This window comes from Phycisphaerae bacterium (assembly GCA_041652575.1).
Taxonomy (GTDB): Bacteria; Planctomycetota; Phycisphaerae; order Sedimentisphaerales; family UBA12454; genus UBA12454.
This window is the reverse complement of the sequence record JBAZHC010000010.1, coordinates 75884-101420: the sequence shown is the minus strand read 5'-3', so window position 1 is coordinate 101420 and position 25537 is coordinate 75884. Positions and strand designations below refer to the sequence as shown.

Sequence of the window (25537 nt, the reverse complement as noted above, 5' to 3'; positions counted from 1 at the left end):
TTTTATGGCCGGCATTTTAAGAAGATTTGTTCCAACAGGCGATAAACAGGCATTCTGGTTGTCGCTTTTTTTGTGTTTTTTCTTTTGCCTTATAATTCTTTTTGTTATTTCGCCTGTTACCGGCCTGAGTAAAAATTTCGGTGCCGGCAATGATGGTTATATTCAGCTCGCAAGAAGTCTTGCGGCCGGGGATGGTTATGTTTTTGAAAAGGACGGGCCGCCTGTCTTTCATCGGCCGCCGATGTATCCTTTGTTTCTTGTGCCGGTAGCATTATTCCCGGAGAATTTGCAGCGATATATTATCATAATTCCACAGAGCATTCTCGTCGGTCTTATCGGAATGATGATATTTAAAATCGCAGGACAATTATACAATCAAAATGTTGCGAAAATTGCCTTGCTGCTTTTCCTGGTCAATCCATGGGTATATTGGAACGCAAAAAATCCGATGACGGGTATTTTACAGACTTTTTTATATTTAATTTTTGCGTATCTGGTCGCGAAGACTCTTTTTGAAAAAAATAATTTCAAGCCGGTTCCTTATGCTTTTTTTATAGGCCTGTCCGGTGCCGCGATGGTTTTATCTCACGCTGCCATGTTGCCCGTTGCGATTTTTTTTATCTGCTTTATTTTCTTTGTTTCATTATTCAAAAACAAGGACAGGCTTATCACAGCGATTATTTCAGGTATCATTTTGATTTGTCTGGTCGCACCATGGACATATAGAAACTGGCTTGAGTTCGGCAAATTTATTCCCGTCTCCGGCGGCGGCGGACTTGCTTATTTCAACGGAAATGTCCATTGGTCAGGTATTGAAGCGGAACCTCAAAAGCCCGGCGAAACTTACATTGACGCAAGCTTAAGAGTGATGGGCATAAATGGAACTGAGGTGACAATGACGCAGTGGAAAGGTTTCAAAAACATAGAGTATGAGGAGATTGCAAACAGGAAAATGACGGAAAACATAAGCAATCATCCTGCTTTATTCGTAAAAAAAGTTATCCTGAATGCGATAGAGTACTATTTTCCCGTGTTTACAAAATCTTTTCTTGCCGTCAAGTCTGTAACGGTCGAACAATGGGGATTAAGCTGCTTCCATTTGGCTTTATGGATTCCTGCAGTAATTGGAATTTTTGCTTTTAGAGAAAAAGGATTATTACTGCTTCTTGGCATATTTTGTTATGCGATTTGGTATTTTCCATTCGCTACTTTTATTGGGCACTCTTTGTATACTCTGGGAACTATTCCTTTTCTTTGTGTTTTGTCTGCCGCCGGGATGGTTTCCGTTGTTGCAAAAATCTTCAATCTTCAGTCTTCAATTTCGAATCTTTCTTAATGGCCCCTCTTAATCCTTCCATTTTCAAAAACCCCATCTTCCACACCACAATTGCCGAGATTGCCACGGTAACTGCCAGTATGATTGCCGCATATCTATGTCTAAGCGGGCACATTATCAAACCTATCAATGCATACATACCGGCCAGGGCGTAACAAATGGCCACTGTTTTCTTTAATGGTATTCCTCTATCTATCATCTGGTCGTAAATATGGCCGCGGTCTGATAGAAATAACGGTCTGTTATTTAGCAATCTTCTTGCCAGGGCAACTGCGGTATCGAGAATAGGCAGCCCAAATATCATAAGTGATGCCATCCACCATAGCGGCTGTCTTTCAGCAAACAGTATCATCATTGCTGCCACGACGAATCCCAGCAGCATACTGCCTGCATCGCCCATAAATATTTTTGCCGGTGCTCTGTTGAAGGGCAAAAATCCCAAAGTGCCTCCGACAAGGGCAAGCCCCACTATTGCGCGAACATGGTCCCCGGCACTTGATATATTCCATGTGCCGATATGGACGGCAAGAATGAGCATGCCGATAGTGATAATAGTTGTTACTCCGGCGCACAAACCATCGAGACCGTCGAGCAGATTAAGAGAGTTCGTGGCTCCGAGAACAAAAATTATAACTATTGGCACCCCTAAAATCGCCTCCAGTATTGCCGGCAGTGTTATTCCGAATTGACCGAAAATAATACCGAGATTTGGTTTGATTCCGACGGCTATCAGGAAAGTGGCCGCCAATATTTGACCGAGTATTTTTTGAAAAGGGCGTATATTGAGCAGATCATCAATAAGACCTACAAAACATGCTACTGATGCGCCGGCCAATATGCCTATAAGCAGTTTCAGATATAATCTGAACATATCGGTTTGTTCAAGGTAAGTTATTCCTATTAAAATGCCTGCGGCAAATCCTAAAAGAATGCCGAGCCCTCCCAGATAAGCGATAGGCCGAGCATGTGTTTTGACTGTTCCATCGGGCTTATCTACAACGCCGAATTTAAGAGCGATTTTTTTGCACAGCCATGTTCCCGGCAATGCCGCCAGGAAAGAGATTAGCAATACCGGCCAGAACGGCAATATCCAGCTTATATCTTTATGTGATCCTACAATATTTGCAAGCACTTCATATTCTCCATCAGGGTTTCACCCAGACTTCTGCGTCATATCGCAGCATTGTCAGATTGTTTTCAAAACCATCGAATTTAATTTGCGGTTTTTTGCTGATAAAATGTGCCAGAATCCACTTTGGGAAGTTCGCGCCGGCTTTTATGGACAATGGCGCTCCTCCACCGAAGCGGGGGTTGATTTCAATAAATTTTATTTTTTTATCTCTGGTTAACATTAATTGAACGGTAATGACTCCGGGACCTGCGCCGAGTTTTCTTGCCAGTTCGGCGGTTTGATGCATGATTTTTAAATTCGTTATCACTTTACTCTTGCTCACTTCACCCGCTCTTATTTCGAGTCGTTTTCTTGGCACAACGCATCTTATCTGAAGGTCGAAGTCCGCATAGACATCACAGGTAAATTCCTGCCCGCGGATATATTCCTGAACTATACAATTCCGGATTTTTTTTGTATAAAAGGCGAGCTCCTGACGATTTTTTGCCGCGGCATTTCCTTTGCTTGCATGACCGTCCCAGGGTTTTAAAAAGCAGGGATACCTGAGATTTTTTTTGCTGAGCGCCTGTTTTGCACCCATAGTTTGGGGAGTGTCGAAATCGTTCTTGACAAGAAACTTGAAAGTTTCTCGCTTATCCTGGCAGATATGTACTGCCTGTGGTTTTGAAACCAGCACTGTACAGCCGGCAGCGGCAAATTTCTCCCTGTTTTCGGAAAGAATTTGCAGGTCGAGGTCGACAGTTGGTATAAGAAGCTTTACGTTGTTTTGTTTTACTATCTGGAGGAGTTGTTTGGTATAATGTTGATGATTTACGGATTTAACGATAAATTTTTTGTCACAGAGCTGAAGTGCTGAACTGAGTTCGGTTGTTTCGGTACCAAAAAACCGACAGTTGAGTTTGAGCTCTTTAGCGGCTTTCTTAAAGCTGTTTAACAGCGACACCCTTCTGCCGATGCAGGTAAACAGAACATTAAAATTCTTGCATTTCTGGTTTTTGTAGCTTACCATAAGTTATAGCACCAAAGAAAGTTACTGAAAGTTTAACTGATTATAGGACTTTTGTCCATATAATTGTAACGATAGTAATATACTTGTTTTTCGGCACTTTTGGCAGGGTTTATAAGTGATAAAATGCATTGCCTTTGATATGGATGACACCCTTTACGACGAGATAGACTACTACAGAAGCGGTTTTGCAGTAGCAGCTCGCCGGATAGCGGACGATTTCAAATTAAAAGACGAGGCTGTTTTTGGATATTTATTGGAAATTTTCAATTCAGGCAATCATAAGACTACTTTTGACGCTGCCGCAGTAAAATTTGGCGTTACTTTTGACAAAAAATATATAGAAAAACTTATAAATGTTTTTCGCGGCCACAAACCTGACATAACTCTTCCTTCTGAAAGCAGGACGGTTCTCGAGAATTTGAAAAGTCGTTATAAGCTTGGTCTTGTTACGGATGGTTATTTACCCGCTCAGGAGTTGAAGGCAGAGGCTCTGGGAATCGGGAAATTTTTCGATTGTATTATTTATACTGAAAAACTTGGTTCCGAGCACTGGAAACCGTCGCCGAAAGGTTTTGAAAAATTACTGCAGGATTTGGCTGTTGCCGCGAATCAGTGCGTTTATGTCGGCGATAATCTCAGGAAGGATTTTTTGTCGCCTAATCAGATGGGTTTTAAAACTATCAGGATTGTGCGGGCAAAGCGGCTTCATTTGGGCCCGGCTCCTTCACCGCAGGCTCAGCCTCAATATGAAATTGATTCGATTACGAAACTGCCGGATTTATTGAGAAAAATAGATGTTCTATAAATTTATAAAAATATTGCTGGATTTTATATTTTCTTTATTGGCAATTGTGATTTTGCTGCCGGTATTTGCGTTGTTGATTATAGCAATAAAATTGGGCAGCAGGGGACCTGCGATTTTCAGGCAGATTCGTGCCGGAAAAAATGGAAAGCCGTTCACATTTTATAAGTTCCGCACAATGAAAATGGATGTTGACCCCTTTGGCGCCAGTCCGAAATCCGGTACTGACCCGCGGTTGACTAAAATAGGGATTTTTCTTCGTAAAACTTCGCTCGATGAACTGCCGCAGTTTTTCAACGTATTAAAAGGCGATATGAGTCTTGTCGGCCCCCGGCCTTTATATATCGCCCAAATGGCAGAATGGAACGATGGGCAAAAGAAAAGGCTTCTTGTCAGGCCCGGCCTTACAGGCCTTGCGCAGATTAGCGGAAGGGGCGAGCTTACAATAGAAGAAAAACTGGCTTTTGATGTTGAATATGTTAAAAACGCTTCATTGTGGTTGGATTTGAAAATAGTTTTTATGACGGTCTTCCAAATATTGACCGGAAAAAATATTTACGAAAAAAGATATTCTCAAACGCAGGAAACCCGAGGCCGGAGCGGCTAATTTAACTTTTCCTGATTTTTATTTTTTATAAAAGAAAGATTTAATGGAGTCTAACATACCGTCAAAACCTGAATACGTTACAAATCTGGATGATGTCGCCGGTATTTCTGCGGCTGATAGGATTGAATGTAAAAAAGTCGCCGAAAAATTTCCTTTTATGGCCAATAGCTATTATCTGTCCCTGATAGACTGGAATGACCCTGACGACCCGATTCGAAAAATAGTTATTCCGACTACTCAGGAGTTTCAGGACTGGGGCAGGCTTGACCCGTCTGATGAGCATAAATATACGATTATGCCCGGCCTTGAGCACAAGTATAACACTACGGCGCTTTTACTGGTTACGGATAATTGTGCGGGTATTTGCCGTTATTGTTTCAGGAAAAGATTGTTTTGCGAACCGCAGCAGGATTCTCTGCAGGATGTATCTGCCGCGATTGATTATATCGCAGGCCGTAAGGAAATAACAAATGTTTTACTTACAGGCGGCGACCCGCTTACTCTTTCAACGCCGCGTCTTGAAGAAATAATAAGCAGGCTTCGCCAGATAGACCATGTGCATATAATTCGCATCGGTACTCGTATGCCTGTTTATTTCCCTTACAGGATAACAGAGAATAAAAATCTCCTTGATATGCTCGAAAAATACACCACCGCGAAGAAAAAAATTTATGTGATGACGCATTTTGTTCATCCGCGGGAACTGACCGATGCTGCGATTAACGCCTGTCATCTTATCCAAAAAACCGGCGTCAGAATGACAAATCAGCTTCCGCTGCTGAGAGGAATAAACGACAAACCTGAAATACTTTCGGAATTATTTGCGAAACTTTCTTTCTATGGCATTGTGCCTTATTATGTTTTTCAGTGCAGACCTGCCAGCGGCAACAGAGCTTATGTTGTCCCTGTTGAAGAAGGTTACGATATTATCGAATCCGCCAAATCCAGGGTCTCCGGTCTTGCCAAGCGTGCGAGATTTGTAATGAGTCATTCCACCGGCAAAATAGAGATAATCGGCAAGTCGGATTCTAATATTTTTATGAAATATCACAGGGCGGCAGACGATTCAGACAGCGGTAAATTTATGATTTTTAAAAGTAATCCGCAGGCCTGCTGGTTTGACGATTACCAGGAAGTTGCGGCTGATTATCCTGTTAACCAGCCATATAGAACTTACGGTCCGGAATAATGACGAGATTTTTTTCTATATTATTTTTGATTATTTTTGCGCAGTCGGCTTTTGCCCTCCAGCCGCAGCAGATTCTTGTTATCGCAAATTCCGATGTTAACGAATCTGTGTCGCTGGCGGAATATTATTGCCAAAAAAGAGCCGTGCCCGCAGCCAATATTCTCAAAATACCGCTCGGAATAACACTTTCAGAACAGATAAGTCGGCGAAATTACGACAAAATTCTGGCGTACGCGGTAAAAAAAGAAATTCAGGAAAATAGAAAATCCGATGAGATTAAATGTCTTTTGACGGTTTATGGTGTGCCGATAAAGGTTGGGTCTCTCGGCCAGGTCAAAAACGCTGATGAGCTTGTCGCGAAACTTTCCAGTCTTTCTGCACTGGAAGAGGAAAAACTCAAAAGTGTTTACCATAGGCTTAATCGACTCGGCAGAGAGGAATTGACATCGCCTCAAAATGCGGCGACATCGGAATCTTACGAGGATATTTTAAAACATCTTTCCGCCGCCACAGCCGAAGCGTTGAAGAGAATTGAGTATATCGAGCGGGAAGATACGAGAGAAAAACAATATGATGATTGGATAGAACTGTTAAGACTTTTTTATGGTCCGGCCTTCGCCGGGCAGCAGGCCGAAAAATTGCCGCGGATTTCATTTACACTTTCTTTGTCTGAAAAGAATGAGTTGTACAGAAACAGTCAGGTTTTGCAGACCGCAGAGCGGGAAAAGTGGACGGTCGAGAAGAAACTTAAAAATGGTTTTTACCCTGCCTTGCGGGTAGTTGGCGGCCTGACTGGTGAACTGGCTAATCTTAAAGCCGATATCGGCAGATGCAAAGGAACTGAAACATCCGCTTCGGTTGACAGCGAACTTTCGATGGTTTTATATAAGGATTACGACCTTTATCGCTGGCAGAAAAACGAATTGCAGAATATGCCTTTTTGGCTGCCGTCGAAAACACTGATGGTTTCGAGACTGGACGGTCCTTCGGCAAAAATCGCCGCCGGCCTCGTCGATAAGGCGATTAAAGCCGAGAAGGCTGGCCTTTCCGGAACAGCGTATATCGACGCTCGCGGCCTGAATACTGCCGGGCAAATTACGCCGCGATCGTTCGAGTTTTTTGATAAAAGCCTGCACACACTTGCTGCGATGCTCAAAAAGCGTACTTCGATGAAAGTTGTTGTCGAGAATACAGATTCGCTTTTCGCGCCGCGTTCCTGTCCGAATACGGCGATTTACTGCGGCTGGTACAGCGTTAAAAAATATATCGATTCCTTTGATTTTGTCCCCGGCGCCGTGGGATTTCATATCGCAAGTTTCGAGGCGATGGATTTACGCAATCCCGCAAGTTCCAACTGGTGTCCCGCCTTGCTTTCGCACGGCATAACCGCCACATTCGGAGCCGTTGACGAGCCTTATCTTCACTCGTTTCCAGACCCCGACAAATTCTTTGCTCAGCTTCTTAATGGAGATTGTATGGCCGAGGCTTTTTACGCGACAAATCCCTTTAATTCATGGCAGCTTGTTCTGATTGGCGACCCCCTTTACAAACTCAACATAAAATAATTCGTTTGTGTTGTCTTATTGATTCAATATGCAGATAGCGGCGTTTAGAACGACCGCAAGGCTCACCCACATTATATAAGGAACAAGCAGAACCGCCGCGAGCGTTGAAACTTTCCGAAAGCTGACAATCATTGCTATTATCGCCAGCCACAGCATTACAATATCCCCAAGCGCAATCAGCGGCTGTTTTATGCCGAAGAAAATCAGCGTCCATGCCGCGTTAAATATAAATTGAAGAATAAACGCCGCCGCTGCCGTCCTGCCCGCTGCATTGGCGATTCCTTTTCGCCATACCAAAAAAGCCGAGACTCCTATAAGCAGATACAGTACTGTCCAGACCGGCCCGAATACATAACTCGGCGGGGTAAAGGCGGGCTTTTCAAGACTTTGATACCACTGTGATGAATTTGATACGAAAAACGACCCTGCGAATCCGACCCCCAAAACCGCTCCGCAGCATATTATCAGTTTTACGATATCGTTGGTTTTCGCACCTGCCATGAATACTCGTCCTGAATGATATCGATGGAAGCCGAAGGACAGATTTCATCCGCTGAAATCTTATTTAACTGAATACCAGAGCCCAACGGCTTGTACTGCGAACACTGCCGGCCAATTAACTATTCTTCTTTTCTCTTTTTAATCTGCGTTTTTCCTCTGGGCTGAGAACAGCTTTTTTCTTTTGTTCTCTTTTACCTTTATCTCTTTTTCCCTTATCGCCCATATCAGTTTCCTTTCTTCGCAGAATGACTAATCATATCTGCGGCTTTGTCAGCCTGTAATAAGTTTTCAGGAGAAGCTGTTCTCTGCTGTTGTGTATTTAATTTTTCAGCGATACCGGTTGTTAGTAACCGCTTCTGCCGCCGCCGCTGCCGCCGCGATCTCTGCCGCCGCCGTAACCGCCGCCTCCGCCGCTGCCGCCGCGATCTCTACCGCCGCCGTAGCCGCCGCCACCGCCTCTATTACCGCCGCCGTAACCGCCGCGACCACCACCACCACCGCCGCCGTAACCGCCGCGTTTGCCTCTGCCGCCGAACTCAGTCTTCGGCTTTGCTTCGTTAACGGTCATTGCCCGTCCCTTTAGGTCTTTGCCGTTCATTTCGGCGATAGCCTTTTCGGCTTCTTCTTTAGAGGGCATTTCGATGAATCCGAAGCCCTTTGTTTTTCCGCTGAACTTATCCATTATCAAACGGACTTCTGAGACTTCGCCGAATGGCGAAAAAAGTTCTTTTAATTCAGCTTCAGTAACGTCGAACAATAAATTACCTACATAAATATTCATCCTGCTTATTCCCTTTCTTTTAAGATAACTCTTTCTGTATATATCGGAATTTTATCCTTTTTTTATCAGGCACAATCTATTTTACATACAGTTTGCGCCGAGTTTGTTGAGGAAAGAGTAGCCGAAAAAGCGTTTTTTTCCAAATATAAAATATTATCGATTGAATAATATACGATTACTTTCAGGATTTAAAGAGTCCAGATAGCATAAACTCTCACCGCCGGTTTAATATGTGTGGGTTTATCTTCCCGTGTTTAGCCCCCGGACCTGCCTGTCCGTCCGTAGATTTATCGAAGGCGGGTGCCGGGGGTTCGTCGTCGGGTTAATCATCTCATTTAGCCGCCGCCGGCACGGCGATGTTATTTTTCTCAAATCTCAAATCTCAAATTTTAAATCCTTTTATTCCCGCCGGTTTACCACACCCCCGCGCAGGCGGGGGTTCAGAGCCTGGAGCGATAGTGACAGGAGAATTTTTACGGGGTTCGTTTCCAATTTTCAGTTATCCGGAATTTCCGGATAACTGATTACCCTATTGAAATAATTCTTAAAACGCCAATAACCAAAATCAATACATCAGCAATCCACAAAATTATTTCGCCCTGATTTACTTTTCTCCAAAAATTATTGTCACAACAAATGATACATCCTATAACTTTTTTGCACTTATCTTTAAAACAGTGCATTCCGATAGGATCATCTTGAACATCTCTCATATTATCTTTGATAAATTTATGTGTATTATTACTGGGAGAGTAGTGAACCTGTATTGCTTCTAAGATCTTATCTACCTGCCATTGAGCAATTCTTCTCATCTTGAACTGCCAGCACATATAAAATGATATAATAGCCCAAATTATACTATACGACAAGAAAATCCACAGTTTATCATCGCTATAACATAATTTTTTAAAATTGACGTTAAACAAAGCAGTTACAAGCGCCAATTGAATTAACACTGTGGCGTGAGCCATTGTCTCTTTATGATGGTGATACGTTCCTTTAAAAGCAAATAAACTTCTTAAAGTATCGATATCACAATTATTTTCACCCATCCCTTGTTCCTCTTTTTTTGGATTTTCCATAATCTACAGTACTCCTTAAAACAATTATTTTATTTCATTTTCTATCTTTTCCGCCATAAATCTTTAAGCGTCAAATTGAAGTTTCATAAGTACCGTTTAGCAAGGCATACCGTAATACAACGATATTGCTTTAGCTAATATTGTTCCAGCAACTTGAATACCTATGTCCCAAGTACCAGTTGCTGCCTTTGTAATCATTTTTCCAATCCAACCACTGACTTTTTCGCCAAAACCTTTAGGCGATACTTGTTTGGGATCTTCATTTATAGCTTTTTTCAATTCGAAAATATCTTCTACAGTTACCCCTTTGGATTTGAGAAAGTCCGTCAAACTTTGAATGTCATTCTTTTTAATTTCTATTTCAAGGTTTTGTGTGATAGTACTCTGATTCACATTTCCTAAGATACCTTGAAAATTTTGTATATTTATATCAGGATTATTTTGTGCTTTTTCTTTCTCTTTAACAGAAAAACTCAAACCTTCGCCTAGTATTCCTTCCTTTTCTAGTTTTAATGACCATTCAAGAACGGTATTACGAACACAATCGATAATTCCATGAATAGAATTTGCACCTATATGGAGCGCTGGCTGAAAGGGATCGTCTTCCATCAACATATTTTCTATTTCCGGGGAATAATGAATCATCAAGGAAGAATCTTTTTGATTTTCAACAAGACTTTCCAATTCTCGTATTGATTGTTTAACTTTTCTTCGCCTCAGATGTTTAGCCATTTTTTCATCTTGGACAATAACGGGTATCCAACCGTTATATGGATTCCATGCTTTAATTATCCCCTCCACTTCACGATATTGGGGGATTTCATCACCACCAGGTGTATAGCCGTTTAATTCTTTTTCGATCCATAGTCGAAAATCGTCAATTTCAAGTTTCTTTGCAACCACCAAAGCTTTTCGCAATAACGGAGCTATTGGGACAGATGAGTCCAAAGCATCTTTTTGTAATTCTAAAACTAAACCTGCCAAAATTAATACCTCCTTCTATTTCAAATAACTTTGGGTTCAAATTTTTCCACTTTATTTTCTGCTGTTGCAATTCCTCAATGTTTTTCCGCCGGAGTTTACCCTCGCGAATGCGGGGAGCGTCTCCAATAACTAACGACTAACAACTTTTCTTTCGCAGATGTTCTTCCTCAATGCAGATTCTATTTTACTCTTTCTTCTTCCCAAACACACTTTAAAAATTTATCTGCCCCGGCAACGTTTTATCTGCTTTAAGGTAAACTGCGCAGCAGAAAAATTCGAAACAATGTGCCGACGTCAAGCTCGCTTGTAAGTAAGGTACGAGTTTTGAATTTACAATCCCGATTTATCGGGATGCCTTAAAGCAATACCTTCGTGCGTCTTTCGTGCTCTTCGTGGTGAAAAAACATCTTTTATATCTGCGTAATCTGTGGCTAAAAATTTTGTTCCAAAACCCCCAAAAACTGCCCAAAACCTGTAAAAACTACTCACTTTTTTGACTTTTTCCGTGAAATCCGTGCAATCCGCGGTTAAAAATACCCCTCTTTTTTAGTCAACTTGCGCGCATTTGCGAAAAAAATGCGCGTTTTTTAAAAGTTTTTTATCATAACTCCTTATTCTGCGTTCTGTGTTCTGAGTACTGTGTTCTTTTAAGTATGTTAATTTGTGCCGACTTTAACGGATTTAACAGTTATCAGCTGAAAGGTTATCTTATGTCTTATATCCGGCCGCTGTACCTATATTTATTTTATAATTGAAGGGAACTTACGCAACATTCCGATGTCAAAGTAATATGTAGAGTTTTGCTGATGTTTTTTAATGAAATTTTCATAACATGTTTAAAATTAACATGATAACACGTTTTTTAGCAGTTCTTTTGGTCTTGGGCTTTTTTGCGTTTACAGTTGTTCCATGCCGGGCTGGTGATGCAAAGCTTGAAAATCTGCTCAAAAATCCGGGTGTAGCTGAGCAGATGCAGGCCATTTACGGCGGGGAAAAGTCTCTGGACAACGAGCAGGAAACGCCGTTAGTCAAGCAGGCAAAAGCATTTGCGCTTCGCATAAATCCTCCGCCTCCTCCTGAGCCTGTTAGAAGTGCGCCTTCTCCGGCGGCTGTTATAAGGCCGCAGGCTACGGTAACTGCGAAGTTTAAGCTTATAGGTACAAGTTATCATCTTGGCGATGATGCCGATTCCTGGGCTCTTATAGATGAGGTTGGCAAGGGTTTGCATTGGGTTCAGCAGGGCGGGAAAGTCGGTTATCTGACAATTGAAAAAGTCGGTGATGGCAGTGTTCTAATTAATGATAATGGCAAGAGATACGAACTTACCGCTGAGCGTCAGACCAAGCCTGATTTCGTTAAATCTTATACGGGTATTGTTAGTAATGACAAGCCTATTGCCTTATGGGAAGGAATGGAAAAAGTAACAGGCCAGGCTGAATCTGTTGAGCCTCCGCCGGCAAATATTTCGCAACCTGTTGCTGAACCTAATGTTGCGCCAGTTCCAGAGCTTAGTCCTGAAGAATTGCGTCAGCATACACAGAAAAACATCGAATGGCTAAAACAACTTCAGCAAGACCCTAATTCGAATATAACATCTGGTGAGGCAAATGAACTTGGCGGGCTGGGAGAGCTTTTAAAAACGCTTGAAAATGAACTTAAACAGCAGGAAGAAATTCTTGCCTCTGACAATAATGCTCTGCAAGTGCCTGATGTTAATCTGGTTAGCAATAATTTAAATAATCCCCAGGTTGATAATAATTCCCCGAAATCGTCCGGTGATGCGAATCAGCAGTCTAAACCTCGTCAGGAAAAACCGCAGCAGCAACAGCCTGACAGCAAAAAACAGCCGGTACAGTTAAGAGGAATAAGACAAAGAAGATAAAAATACGTTCGGCCGCAGGGAGGTGGATAAAATCAAACTAAGTACATTATTTTTAAGCATCTTATGCCATTTTGTCCGATAAAACAATATATAAGGCCTCAAGGCAAGGCAAAACGATGTTTGGAGACCCAGATGCTCTTGAAACAACAGAACGAGAGGCATCGGCTGCAAGGTGCGATGCTGTCTTTATTTTTAATCATATCGGCACTGAATGTCTGCGCATTATCAGCTAAAGGTCAGGATTTCAATGAGCCTGTCCGCGTACGGATATTTTCCATGCAGAATATTTCATCGCAGCAGGCCAAAAATTACCTGGTTACATCGCAGGTAACAGACAGCGTTGTCGCAATTCCGGGAACAAATGCAGTTTCAGTAACTGCAAGTCCCCAGCAGCTTGTATACGCAACTTCCATTCTTAAACTGGTCGACAGCAGTGAGCAATACGATGTACAGTTTGTGGATATCGAGCCGGATAAAACACTGCCCGACAGTGAAAAGATTCAGACGAAATTAGGTAAGGATTTTTCTGTCGGTACACTGCTCGAAGGCTCCAGTACTTCTGCTGCGGTTAAAATAATAATCGACAGGTACAAAGACAAAATACTGATAATTTCACCCCAGGTGCAAACCGAAACTGTTGTTAAAACAATACAGGAACTTCTCAGTTCGTCCGAAGAACCAAAACCTTCTCAGGAAAAACCAGCGGAGGATGTCAATATAACCAAATCAGAAACTGAGCAAATCACTCTGCCGGTTCTGCCCCAGTCGGCTAACGATGTAAATATTATTCAGGCTCCCATTGCCATAGCAGAAGCAAATCAGCCAGCTCCGGAAATAATGGCTGATGTCAATAAACCGGTCGAGATAAAAAAACAACTGCCGGCCGAAGATAACGATATGCTCGGCGAATTTATGACCGAACTTGCAGAAGCGGCAAAAGCGGATGCTAATGCCAAAAAAACCGATGCTGAACCGGAACGAATTCCTGACGCTGTTAGTGAGCCGCTGCAGGAGCAAATGCAGGAACCTGAAAAGCCGGCAGAAGAGAAGATACAAATTCCCAATGAACCACAACCACAACCGGAGCCGATGAAAGCCAAACAGGAAGAATTATCTAAAGAGGTCAACGAACCGGCGGAGCAGGGTACTGAGGTGGAAAAAAATCCGACCTTTAGAGAAGTTGATATACCAAACGGCGATGAAATACTTGAGCTTAATCTGCCGGAGAAACTTGATATTGTAAACCTGATAGACCTTGTCGGCAGGTATCTGAAACTTAATTATCTCTATGACGATACCAAGATAACCGGCAGCGTTACGGTAAAGGTGCAGGGCAAAATCCGAGTCCGTGAACTGTATAATCTGCTCGAATCGGTTCTGAAATTCCGCGGCTTTGTGATGAGCAGGAAGGGCAATCTGGTTACTATAGCCCCATCGGCAGAAGTTCTGGACCAGGACCCGAGATTCACCACGAATACCGACATTCAGCCGGGTGATGTTGCCGTGACGAAAGTTTATCATCTTCAGTATATCAGCACCACAGCGGCAAAAAAACTGCTGGCAGAAATGAAACTCGGCATCGGTTCGAATATCACCGAGATTCCCGAAACAGGCACTCTTGTTGTTACCGAATACGCCTTCAGGATGCAGCGTATCGAAGAACTGCTGAGCCTTGTCGATGTGCCGGGGCCGCCGAAAGAATTTAAGCTTCGCATATTAAAATATACAATTGCCGAGAGCCTTGTAACAAAGATAAAGGCACTTGCCGAACAGCTTGGAACGATAGAGATAACGATAGGCACATCCGGAGCGGCAGATTCCGCTGCGGCAACCAGGGCACGTACAATAAGAACGCCGCGGCCAACACCGCAGCCGACCGAGACAACAACATCTTCCAAGGCCGGAGTTTATATTGATTTCGACAAACGAACCAACCGTATCCTGATAATCGGTCTTTCATCGGAAATATCGGCAGTTGATAATATAATCGATTCTCTCGATGTTCCGCAGCAGGATTTGCGTGTCATACGAGAGTATGAAATACAATATGTCGATATTCTCAAAGTTGTCGAAGCCCTGAAAGAGCTTAATATTGTCGAGGGTGCCAGCACAACCAAAACAACCGGCACCAAGACTATTGCCAATCCCGGTCAACCCGTGCCTCCTGCACCTGTCTTTGATACATCATCACAGGATGGGGCCGCTACTCTCGACCAGCCGCAGGTTGTAATGCTCGAAACAACAAATTCTCTGCTTGTGAACGCGACTCCGGAACAGCATACTCAGATATCGCAGATTATTTCATACATTGACCGAGAACCGGTGCAGGCCGCCATACCTTACAGAATCTACAGGCTTGAAAACCAGGAGCCTGAAGCCCTTGCGGAAGTGCTTAACGGTCTTATAGAAAAGACAATCAAGGACAAAGAAGGCAAAATCCAGCAGACTGTAAAATACCAGGAAGATAATATAGCAATAGTCCCCGATAAAAATACCTTCTCGCTTATTGTTTATGCGAGCAAGAAAAACCAGGAATGGATAGGCAATCTGATAAAGACCCTTGATACCCGCAGGCCGCAGGTATTGATTGACGTTTCGCTTGTCGAAGTTACGCGCAATGATGCCTTTCAGTTTGATTTGGATCTTGTAGCCAACGCCAAAGGTCTGGTGACAGAGAATTTAAAGGCGACTGCGCTGGTTGCATCGGCTGTCGGCGGCAATCGTGAAGCCAGTTTTATCGGCGGTACAACGACAGGATTTTATAGTGCCGACAAAATACAGGCTTTGCTGACGCTGGTTAATACCAAAGGGTACGGCAGAGTGCTGGCACAGCCCAAAATATTGGTCAATGACAATGAAGAAGGTACAATAGAGACTACTCAAAAAACCTATATTGCAGAAGAAAATCAAAGTGCTTCCGGTACCACCGGTGAGGTGATCAGCAAGTCAACTACATGGAAGGACTACAACGCAAAAATAAAACTTACAATTACACCTCAAATCAGCGAAGGCGAATTACTGCGGCTTGAAGTGGAAATGCTTCGTGAGGATTTTGCGACCACAAAGTCAGCAGAAACCGCTCCGCCTGATATGACCACCAGCAACGTGAAAACAGTTGTAACTGTTCCTGACGGCAGCACGATTATTCTGGGCGGATTGAATAAGCTGAATCAGTCGAAGACCGGCGGTAAAACGCCGCTGTTCGGCGATATCCCGATTGCGGGCGGGTTGTTTAGAAAAGTGAAAAATTCCAACGATGAACGCAGACTGTATGTATTTGTTAAGGCTAACATCTTAAGACCGGATATCGAACGCGGATTGCATCAGCTGAAAGATATATCGAGAAAGAATCAGATTGAGTTTGAAAAATCGGAGGACAAATTCCAGAGACACGAGGATTTTCCGGGGATAAAGCCTGAACTGGTAGAGCCGCTTAAGATTTTGGCGCAGGATACGAATGAGCCGGATACGGGTTTGCCGGAACAAAAATAGAATAACAGTTATCAGTGAAAATTGAAGTTGAAGATTTGCAGAATGAACATCTATGAAAGATTTGTTGATAAAAACAGCTCAAAGGACTGGAATAGTTGATGCGGATATACTCGCCAAATTTCTTGAGCAGAATGCCGAGTCAGATAAATCCGGACAGAAGCTGGACGAGATACTGCTTATCTGTCCGCATTTTACGGAAGAAGCGGTTCTGCGGCTGTTTGCGGAAGTTTTGAAAATTGAATATCTTGCCGAAATCAATCCCGCCGATGTTCCGAAACAGTTTATCGAAAATGTCCCGCCTGTTTACGCTCAGCACCATTACCTGATAGGTATAAAGACTAATCCGGAAGATGCCGAAATCACAGTTGTACTTTCCCGGCCTTTTGATACCGAATCTGTAGATAATGTTTCGAGACTTACCAAATCGCCGGTTAATATCGCTCTTGCCACCAAGACCGCGATAACGGCGACAATAGATATCGCTTACGAACAGAAGTCAACAGTTATCGATGAAGTCGCAGAAGAGCTCGACTCTCAAAATCTCGACCAGCTTGTCGATGAGGTTGCCACTGCCGACGATTTGCTCGATGTCGTAAATCGCCCGCCCGTAATCAGGCTTGTCAACGATATACTTTTCCGCGCCCTGCAGCTGCGTGCAAGCGATATTCACGTTCATCCTTACGAAGGCAAAATTCAAATCCGTTACAGGATAGACGGTATTTTATACGATACGCTTAGTCTTAACCGCAATGTTTTATCTCTTGTAGTATCGCGTATCAAGGTTATGGCCGGAATGGATATCGCCGAGCGGAGAATGCCCCAGGACGGAAGATGTTCGGTTCGGCTCGGCAACCGTGAAATCGATTTGCGTGTAAGCACCGTGCCGACAAGCTACGGCGAAAGATGCGTGTTGAGGCTTCTGGATAAAAGCACGGGCCTGTTCGGGCTTTCCGAACTGGGTATGTGGGAAGACGATTTGAAGGTTTTCGATTCGCTGCTCAGCCGTTCACACGGCGTGATATTTGTAACAGGTCCGACAGGCAGTGGTAAAAGTACTACGCTTTATGCAGCTCTTAACAGAATGAACGCGGTCGAAAAAAATATTATTACGATAGAAGACCCTATAGAATATCAGCTCGGCGGCATAAGCCAGATGCAGGTTGCCACGAGGAAGGGTATGACATTTGTTACGGCACTGCGGCATGTTTTGCGGCAGGACCCTGATGTGATAATGATAGGCGAAGTCCGCGATGAGGAAACCGCGAGGATGGCGATACAATCGTCTTTGACGGGCCATCTTGTTTTCAGTACGCTGCACACCAACGATTCGGCAGGCGCCATAAGCAGACTTCTTGACCTTGAAGTTGAACCTTATCTCGTAAGCTCCTCACTTGTCGCTGTTCTTGCGCAAAGACTTGTACGAAGAATATGCCCCGAATGCAGACAGCAGTATCAGCCTGCCGAGCATGAACTGCGGGAACTTGGGATTGGCACCAGCGGAAGCGGCGATCAGTTTTTTACAGGCGCAGGCTGCAGTAAATGCTTTAATACCGGCTATAAAGGCCGAACCGGCATATATGAACTTATGGTAATTGATGAGGAAATCCGCGAGATGGTTAATCTTCGCCAGACCGCAGGCGTGATAAAACAAAAAGCGATTGAGAAGGGCCTTCAAACCCTGCGTATGGACGGAGCGAGAAAAGTTATGGCGGGAGCCACGACGATTGCGGAAGTTTTAAGAGTTACGCAAGCAGATATATAATTGATAATTGAAAAATGAAGATTTTTAAATCAGGTTATAGGTGTTGGTTTAGGTAACGGTAACGTCTTGTATTTCGGTTTCGGTATGGTGCTGGTGTTAACGAAACACGAGAACGATTAACGATAACGCGACGTTACCGACACCGATACCGAAAACAAAATCTTCAATTTTAAATTTTAAATAGATATGCCCAGATATTCATACACAGCGTTAGCAGGCGGCGGAAAGACCGTTAAGGGAACGGTTACCGCTGAAACTCCGTACTCTGCCCGGAAACAGCTCCGCGCGCGCGGCATCCATGCTACAGACGTAAAACAGGTCTCGGCTGAAAGCGAGGTCAAAAGCGGTTTTAAGAATCTTTTCGGCAGAACAAAAAAATCTCATATAATAGAATTTACCAAGCAGATGTCCATTTTGCTCAATTCCGAGATTAAACTTACCGAAGCGCTTTCCGTTATGATAGAACAGATTACCGACAGCCGGTTTAAGAATGTAATAACCGATATACGCGACAGGGTTGTTACCGGCGAAGCGGTCGGCGACGCGCTGAGCGATTATACCGAGTACTTCGACGTCGTATATATCAGTATGATTAAGGTCGGCGAGGCTACGGGAACGCTGGGCAGAACAATGGAAACCATTTCCGGCTTTATGGAAAAACGCCGGCGCATCGAATCGAAACTAATGACCGCGATGGTTTACCCAATGTGCATAGTAACGATAGGCTTTGGAGCTATTATTTTTCTTACGACTTATGTTCTGCCGAAGATTATCGTGCAAATTCAAAAGGCGGGCATGAAGCTTCCCATGATTACGAAAATCCTGATGGCGGTAAGCGATATTATCATAAATTACTGGTATGTGCTTCTGATAGTGATTTTTGCAATAGTTTATGCCATCCGAAGATTTCTGAAAACTGAAAAAGGAGCCTATCTTCGGGATAAACTCCTTCTGTCGCTGCCGATATTCGGGCCGCTTCTGAAACAGCGGGTTGTCTCGCGTTTTGCCTCGACTCTTTCGACGCTGCTCGGCTCAGGATTAAGTATGGCTGAATCGCTCAGGGTCGTTGGTGAAGTTACTGGAAATGTTATTATGGTTAACGCCGTTAAAAAGGCCAGAGACAGGATTCTTTCCGGTGCCGATATAGCCACTCCTTTACGTGAAAGCGGCGTAATTTCGCCGGCAATCGCTCACATGGTCGCTATCGGCGAGAAAAGCGGCGAGTTGACGAAAATGCTGCTTAATATAAGTGAAAATCTCGAATCGTCTTCGGATATTGTTATTGAAAGATTAAGCGCTGCGCTGGAGCCGCTGATTATTGTTGTGATGGCATTTTTCGTCGGAATGATTGCGCTGGCGGCGCTATTGCCGATTTTGCGGTTCTCAGCGGGAAACTTTTAAATTGTAGATTGAAAATTGAAGATTAGAGACTTAAGTAATGGTTGAAATTACTAAATATAAGCAATTGGAAAAACGAGCAAATGATTTTGCTCACCGTTGCGTGAAGCTTGCAATAGTTTTAGAAGGGACAAAATTAGGTAATCACATATCAGGGCAATTAATAAGATGCTCGACATCGGTAGCTGCGAATTATAGAGCCTGTAATTTAGCTCAATCAAAAGCTGCTTTTGCCGCAAAATTAAGCATAGTGTTGAAAGAAGCAGATGAAACAATTTTTTGGATGGATTTTTCATCAGAAGAAAAATTAATACCGAAGTCAAAGATAAAATTATTACTTGAAGAAGCAAATGAATTGAAAGCGATTTTTTTTGCGGCTCGGAAAACTATAAATTTGAAAAAGGGAAAATAATTTTTTGATGATTTTGAAATTTTCAATCTTCAATTTATATGAAAGGTTTTTTATGATACAAAGAAAAAACAAACGAAATAAAGGATTTACTCTTGTTGAGATTATGGCGGTAATTATCATTATCGGTCTGCTTGCCGCGATAGGGGCGATGAACTTTCTGGGACAAACCGACAAGGCCCGCGTTACAACGACAAAGGCTAATTTGAAAATGCTGCATAACTCGGTTGCCCAGTTCAAAATGGATACAGGCAGATACCCGACCGAAGAAGAAGGGCTAAATGTTTTGATTGAACAGCCCAGTGATGTTAAAGGCTACCAGCCGGGCGGATATATCGATTCGACGGCGTTGCCGAAAGATGCCTGGGGCAATGATTTCATATATATCGCCTATCCCGAAAGCGGTAAACCTTATGTAGTTGTCAGTTACGGAGCCGACGGTCAGGAAGGCGGCGAAGACTACGATAAAGACCTGTACAGCACCGACGCGGAATGATACTGTCCGATTCATATCGTTTGCTGAAAAAAACGTCCTGCAGGACCGGGGTAGTACTGGCTGAGATTGTTATGGTGCTCTTTATCATCGCGATGTTTACGATGATTACAATGATGAACCTCGCTGATGTGCTTAAAAGAGATACTTTCAAAGGCAGGGCGAATGACCTTGTGAGTCTCTTTCAAATGGCTGCGACAGGCTCGGCAGAGAGCGGCAGAAGATATGAAATAATTATCGATTTTGTGCAAAACACATATATGCTGCGGGAAATAACCACCGGACTTGTCGCTGTCGAAGATATATTGGAAGAAGAAATTATCCAGACAGGACAATTCAGCGACCGGTTCCAGTTGTCCTATGTGATTTTTGACGATGGCGACTGGACAAATGAGGCGCCGGCACTTTTCAGGGTCGGTAAAAGCGGCTGGCAGTATGGCGGAAAAGTGGTCGTTATGGACGAGAACGGCCAGCAGTATTCAATTTTAATCAATAGATTGAGCAGGACAATCGACGTCGTCGACGGCGACGTGGAAATTCTTGCGCCGAGGACCGCGGATGAAATGGGATTTTGACGGATTTAAGATTTAAAAATTTAATATTTAATAAGTTTGCCGAAGGCATTCCGCAAATTTTAAATCGTAAATTTTCAATTTTAAATAAAATATGAATAACGATAAGAAAAAACAACTTACTGTTGGAAACGGTTTTACGCTGATTGAGATGTCGGTTGCACTTATTATACTCGGTATGATAGCCGCGACTGTACTTGTCATAATCAACCGGGCAGTCGAGACCGTTGTCGACTGGCAGACAAAAATGGAGGCGTTTGAAATCGCCAGGGAAAATATGGAAAAACTGCTGACGCTGAAGTCGGTGAGCGATACGGTTGAATACGGCACAAGCGAAAGAAATCCCGATATTAACTGGGAAACGACGGTGGAATCGTTTTATGAGCCGGTTTCGAATCATATGTGGATACGGGCGATATGTACCGCGCAGTTTGTCAACAGCGGCGGCCAGGAACAGAAAATCGAATTAACTCACTGGCTCGCAAGCGTTGACAAGAAACAGATAGAAAAAATACTCGAATGGCAATCCCTGCAGGACCAGATGGCACTCGACCAAACCTCCGATGAGCCGCAGGCCGAACAGGAGCCGCAGGCCGAACAGGAGTCACAGGCCGAACAGGAACAGGATACCGGACAGTCTCAGGCAGAGGAGGAAGCCCAGTTGCGAAAGTCACTTGGTGACCCGCCGGCAGGTTACGAAAGTTGGAGGCAGGTGCCGGAAGAAGCATTCTGGAAGGCTGTAATGGAAAAAATCAGAAATAGAAAATGAAACAGCAAGACGGAAAATATAATTGCGACAAAAAAGGATTTACCCCCATACCTATTTACATTGTGAGGGCAAATGGAAAATCGAATGGTATTGCAAATTTGAGTACTGTTAGTTTGCGGTACCGCTGTGCAAATAGGTGTGAGGGGTTTACTCTCGCAGAAGCGATGGCAACGCTTGTTATCGCTGCGATGATTATGGTTGCCGTTGTGGGTATTTATACGGGCGTCAGACGTGCCGAGTCCGCTATAAACAGCCGAATCAAAAGCGGTCATGTGGCAACGGAAATCCTTCAGCGAATCGCCGAGGATATCGACGGACTTGCGCTGCCGGGCTCAGATGTGACAATGACCATAAAAAACAAACTCGACATTGACGGCTTCAAAATTACACAGATGATTATCGAAAATAAAATATACGATAAGGACAACAAACCCCAGACCTTCGAAAAGATAGTCTGGCAGAGCAGGGTCGATATGGATTCCAACGGGCTGATAATCTTCCGCGCACACAGCGGATATGCACTTGAAGATAAAATGCTCGAAGAAACGAAGGAAAAATATGAAAGAGAACTCTTTATACCTGTTTGCCGCGGAGCCACACTTTTCAGCATCGAAGTAATGGACGGCAATACCGTAATAGAAAACTGGGAAAACCCCGGTTTGCCGCCGGACGTGAAGATTTCAGTGTCGTTTGCCGAACGGACGCAGGATGTACTGGGCGATATGGCAGTGCCTGCAGAATCGATAAAAACAAGAATGGTTGTAATTAACCGGTTCAGGCAAATACCTTATCAATTTATAGAAAAAGAAATCTATGATGCCAATAAAATCGCTGATATGAATCTGCCCGACGAACCGAATGAAACTGCCGATATCAATGAAGCATCGGCCTCGCAGAAAAAAGAGCCTAATGAACCTTTACGAAGATAAAAATTTGCCCGGTGCCCGAAGACGCGGTGTAGCACTGATATTTACGATGATAGTGCTTGTACTGCTTACTGCGCTGGTGTACCAGTTAAGCTCGGCCGTGAGTCAGTGGAAGCACAGAATGCAGTATATGATTGACTACCAGACGGCAAGATACGCCTGCGAGTCAGGACTGAAATACGCTCTTTCGACAATCGGCGAAGCAGACCCGAATTATATTTCAAGGCCGAATGAGCCGGATTTTTCCGACCTTTTCACTATGAGCGATGAAGACTATAAACAGATGATGGAGGACTGGGCCAAAGAATCCGGCGCGGGAATAGACGTAAATAATCTTAGTAAAAATACTTTATTTACAAAATTTTTAAATTTAAGCCGTTCCGATGTTAACGACAGCAATAATTTGACAGACTCGAATTCTATTTTCGAAACCAATGATACCAATGATATAAATGACGCCAATGGCCCGGTTCTGCAGGAACCTAATGAACTTTATGTCCGCGGCCCTTATGGGCCGGCCTGGCCGTATATAACAAAACCTGTTGAAATAGAGTTCGGCGATGCGCGCATAACGATAGAAATTATCGACGAAAACGCCAAACTGCCGCTTGTCTGGGGCATCTGCGCCGATGCGAATACGAGGTCGGAATCGAAAGCCGCTATTCAGACTTTTTGCGAATGGATGCAGATGGAGCCGAATGCGATTGACCCGCTTATAAAAGAACTCGACCAGATGAAGGAAGTCAAGCCTTTCAGTATTGCTCTTAAACCTGTTGTAACAACGGTTACTAAAAGAACTGATAGTAATTCTGTCAGCCAATCAGGCAAGTCCGCAAGTACTTCAAGAAGAACCAGCCGAACCAGTCGGCGGGCACAGGCAAGGAAATCTACCGTTCAGCAGACCAGGCCTGATATCGGCCATACAATGGATTTTGCCAAACTTCTGCACAGTCCCATGATTGACCTTGAAACGCTCGCCAGACCCGTAAATAAAGATGACAACCGTACAGAGTCGGCCCTGAAATACATTGGTTTATGGGGCACACAGAAAGTAAATATAAACTCTGCGCCGAGGCAGGTGCTCGAAGCCGCCTTTACATTCGGGGGCGATGCTCCCGAAATTGCCGAGCAGATAATAACTATGAGAAAAGAAAAACCTTTCAGCGATATCGATGACCTGACGAAAAGACTTTACAGATTTAATAGTTCAATTGATAAAGTCAAGCCGTATATAACAGCCAAGAGCGATTGTTTTACGATTCGCGTAAAGGCCACAAGCGGCCTGGCGAGAGTCTGTGCTACGGCGGGAATTAAAAAAGAGGACAAAAATGTCCAGCAGATTGGTATAATTATGGAATAGTCATTAATTACGGAGCAGCAACGGTTGGAACAGAATAAATATCTTGGTGTATATATAGCGGCTGAAAAGGCGACGGTTGTTCTCGCGGCCAAAACGGCCGACGGGGTTGAAGTGCTCGATTATTTTTGTGTTGAGCCCGAAGCCCAGGAGCAGGGACAGCAGCAGGGACAGAAGTTTTCCTTTGCTCCGGCAGCGGCAAAAATCGCCGCCATCTGCGCGGAAAAACAATTTGTGTTTTCTGATGTCGCGGTTGCTGTAGATTGCAGACTCTACAGGCAGCAGAAACTCCATTCGGAATTTCAGGATTATCGCCAGATAGCACAGACGGTAAGATTTGACGCTGAAGAGGCACTGGCCGTTGACGCGTCTCAAACCGCCATTGCTTTTGAAGTTATCGGCAAACAGCTTTCCGGCTCGGAAGTAGCGGCCTTTGCCGCCGGTGCCGATGTAATGTCCGAAATAATAACCGCTCTGCAGAACAATAAACTTGACCCTGTAATCATTGAGCCTGATTCGATATGTCTTCGCAGGATTGTCGAGGGTTTCAGTGAAGGTGCGATTGTTGCCGCTGTTTCGCAAACAAGATGTTTCCTTATTTGCTCGCCCGGGGCGGACAGCAAGGCGTTTGTCCGTTCGTTCCTGACTTCGCCGGCCCAGAACAAAACAGCACTGTTCGCAAGGGAGATAATGCTGACTATGACCGCGTTCAGCGCGGACAGGCGGGCTGAAACGATAAAAATTTATGACACTACAGGTCAGGTTGATTTTAAAACCCTCGGCGAACAAACAGGAATGACCGTTGAAGCTCTGGACCTTACCGGGAAAACCGCTCTGCAGCCTAAAGAAGATTCGAAGCAGGACAGCGAATATCTTGAGATGGTTATAGCGGCAGGAGCCGCCGCAGGCCTTGCAGGAAAAACTGAAAAAGTGGATTTCCGCGCAGAGTTTATGCCTTACCAGGGTAAAAAAGCAGCTTTCGAAAAAACCATTAAAATTGTCAGTATAAGCCTTTTAGCATTGTTTGTTGTGTTGGGTGTTCTGCTGCAGATGTCTTATTACAGAATAAACAAAGACCGCAGCCGGCTCGAAGAACAATTCAAAAAGGAATATATTATTGCTATGCCGGGGGCGAAATTTCCGAAAACCAAAGAAGCTGTCAGAAAACTCAAAAGTGAAATCAACAGAATAAGAGATGTTAAAAGCGGATTGTTGAGCGCTTCCGGCGAGGATTCGGTGGAGGCCAAGCTTACTTTTCTGTTCGAGACTCTCAATAGTGTGCCGAAAAATGTTGATATTGAAATTGACAAGATTGCCGTTACGACAAAGACGATGAATATTACGGGCAGCACCAATACCGGCGGTTATCTGCAGCTTTTCGGCGCAATAGACAAACACCCTAAACTTCTAAGAGGCAATTCTGCCTATAACCCGAAGGACGGCAGGGATAATTTCAGATTGACAATAGAAATAGAACAGGCAAGGTGAA

At 43.8% G+C, this 25537-nt stretch carries 22 protein-coding genes; 16 read left to right on the top strand and 6 right to left on the bottom strand.

The window, feature by feature from the left end; all coding sequences use genetic code 11:
- Positions 1-4: 4 nt before the first annotated feature.
- Complete coding sequence (locus WC496_08770; protein ID MFA5293111.1) at positions 5-1336, top strand: glycosyltransferase family 39 protein; 1332 nt, start codon at positions 5-7, stop codon at positions 1334-1336.
- Here WC496_08770 and WC496_08765 read toward each other — a convergent pair.
- Positions 1302-2468 carry an MraY family glycosyltransferase gene (locus WC496_08765; GenBank protein MFA5293110.1) on the bottom strand — a complete coding sequence of 389 codons (1167 nt, stop codon included), beginning with the start codon at positions 2466-2468 and terminating at the stop codon, positions 1302-1304. The two genes, WC496_08770 and WC496_08765, sit on opposite strands and share 35 nt — an antisense overlap.
- A 13-nt stretch (positions 2469-2481) precedes the next feature.
- Entirely contained in the window at positions 2482-3477 is a 996-nt protein-coding gene (locus tag WC496_08760; GenBank protein ID MFA5293109.1) for an ATP-grasp domain-containing protein, read from the bottom strand.
- A gap of 115 nt (positions 3478-3592) precedes the next feature.
- Here WC496_08760 and WC496_08755 point away from each other — a divergent pair, with 115 nt between their 5' ends.
- Genes WC496_08755 through WC496_08740 form a run of 4 tightly spaced genes read left to right on the top strand, consistent with a single transcriptional unit; the run spans position 3593 to position 7640 of the window.
- Positions 3593-4282 carry an HAD family hydrolase gene (locus WC496_08755; GenBank protein ID MFA5293108.1) on the top strand — a complete coding sequence of 230 codons (690 nt, stop codon included), beginning with the start codon at positions 3593-3595 and terminating at the stop codon, positions 4280-4282.
- Positions 4272-4886 (top strand): sugar transferase, encoded by a 615-nt coding sequence (locus tag WC496_08750; protein MFA5293107.1) that lies wholly within the window; start codon positions 4272-4274, stop codon positions 4884-4886. Before WC496_08755 ends, WC496_08750 begins: the two co-directional genes overlap by 11 nt.
- Positions 4887-4929: 43 nt before the next feature.
- The gene (locus tag WC496_08745; protein MFA5293106.1) at positions 4930-6075 is read left to right on the top strand and encodes a KamA family radical SAM protein; all 1146 of its coding nucleotides are present in this window, start codon (positions 4930-4932) and stop codon (positions 6073-6075) included.
- Complete coding sequence (locus WC496_08740) at positions 6075-7640, top strand: TIGR03790 family protein (GenBank protein ID MFA5293105.1); 1566 nt, start codon at positions 6075-6077, stop codon at positions 7638-7640. The genes WC496_08745 and WC496_08740 overlap by 1 nt, the downstream gene beginning before the upstream one ends.
- 15 nt (positions 7641-7655) lie before the next feature.
- Here the strand turns inward: WC496_08740 and WC496_08735 are convergent, their stop codons facing one another.
- From WC496_08735 to WC496_08720, 4 genes are all read right to left on the bottom strand, one after another.
- The gene (locus WC496_08735; GenBank protein MFA5293104.1) at positions 7656-8141 is read right to left on the bottom strand and encodes a TspO/MBR family protein; all 486 of its coding nucleotides are present in this window, start codon (positions 8139-8141) and stop codon (positions 7656-7658) included.
- A 343-nt stretch (positions 8142-8484) separates the two neighbouring features.
- Positions 8485-8922 carry an RNA-binding protein gene (locus WC496_08730; GenBank protein ID MFA5293103.1) on the bottom strand — a complete coding sequence of 146 codons (438 nt, stop codon included), beginning with the start codon at positions 8920-8922 and terminating at the stop codon, positions 8485-8487.
- A gap of 524 nt (positions 8923-9446) precedes the next feature.
- Positions 9447-10004 carry a hypothetical protein gene (locus WC496_08725; GenBank protein MFA5293102.1) on the bottom strand — a complete coding sequence of 186 codons (558 nt, stop codon included), beginning with the start codon at positions 10002-10004 and terminating at the stop codon, positions 9447-9449.
- Between the two features lie 96 nt (positions 10005-10100).
- Positions 10101-10988, bottom strand: a complete 888-nt coding sequence (locus tag WC496_08720; protein MFA5293101.1) for a hypothetical protein — start codon at positions 10986-10988, stop codon at positions 10101-10103.
- An 832-nt stretch (positions 10989-11820) separates the two neighbouring features.
- Here WC496_08720 and WC496_08715 point away from each other — a divergent pair.
- The 11 genes from WC496_08715 to WC496_08665 all read left to right on the top strand — a co-directional run bounded on the left by WC496_08715 (position 11821) and on the right by WC496_08665 (position 25536).
- On the top strand, positions 11821-12870 hold the full coding sequence (locus WC496_08715; GenBank protein MFA5293100.1) for a hypothetical protein: 1050 nt from the start codon (positions 11821-11823) through the stop codon (positions 12868-12870).
- Positions 12871-13002: 132 nt separating this feature from the next.
- Positions 13003-16362, top strand: coding sequence for a secretin N-terminal domain-containing protein (locus tag WC496_08710; protein ID MFA5293099.1), 3360 nt, complete (start codon positions 13003-13005; stop codon positions 16360-16362).
- Between the two features lie 52 nt (positions 16363-16414).
- Positions 16415-18124 (top strand): type II secretion system ATPase GspE, encoded by a 1710-nt coding sequence (gene gspE / locus WC496_08705; protein MFA5293098.1) that lies wholly within the window; start codon positions 16415-16417, stop codon positions 18122-18124.
- Between the two features lie 186 nt (positions 18125-18310).
- Positions 18311-19525 carry a type II secretion system F family protein gene (locus WC496_08700; protein ID MFA5293097.1) on the top strand — a complete coding sequence of 405 codons (1215 nt, stop codon included), beginning with the start codon at positions 18311-18313 and terminating at the stop codon, positions 19523-19525.
- 37 nt (positions 19526-19562) lie between these two features.
- The gene (locus WC496_08695) at positions 19563-19934 is read left to right on the top strand and encodes a four helix bundle protein (protein MFA5293096.1); all 372 of its coding nucleotides are present in this window, start codon (positions 19563-19565) and stop codon (positions 19932-19934) included.
- Between the two features lie 52 nt (positions 19935-19986).
- A complete protein-coding gene (gspG, locus tag WC496_08690) occupies positions 19987-20427 on the top strand; it encodes a type II secretion system major pseudopilin GspG (GenBank protein MFA5293095.1) in 441 nt (146 codons plus the stop codon).
- Complete coding sequence (locus WC496_08685) at positions 20424-20999, top strand: hypothetical protein (protein ID MFA5293094.1); 576 nt, start codon at positions 20424-20426, stop codon at positions 20997-20999. The genes gspG and WC496_08685 overlap by 4 nt, the downstream gene beginning before the upstream one ends.
- A gap of 91 nt (positions 21000-21090) precedes the next feature.
- The gene (locus WC496_08680; GenBank protein MFA5293093.1) at positions 21091-21765 is read left to right on the top strand and encodes a type II secretion system protein; all 675 of its coding nucleotides are present in this window, start codon (positions 21091-21093) and stop codon (positions 21763-21765) included.
- Entirely contained in the window at positions 21762-22694 is a 933-nt protein-coding gene (locus WC496_08675; GenBank protein ID MFA5293092.1) for a prepilin-type N-terminal cleavage/methylation domain-containing protein, read from the top strand. Before WC496_08680 ends, WC496_08675 begins: the two co-directional genes overlap by 4 nt.
- Entirely contained in the window at positions 22675-24051 is a 1377-nt protein-coding gene (locus tag WC496_08670) for a type II secretion system protein GspK (GenBank protein ID MFA5293091.1), read from the top strand. The genes WC496_08675 and WC496_08670 overlap by 20 nt, the downstream gene beginning before the upstream one ends.
- Before the next feature lie 24 nt (positions 24052-24075).
- Positions 24076-25536: a hypothetical protein gene (locus WC496_08665; protein ID MFA5293090.1), complete on the top strand. Its 1461-nt coding sequence runs from the start codon at positions 24076-24078 to the stop codon at positions 25534-25536.
- Position 25537 lies beyond the last annotated feature (1 nt).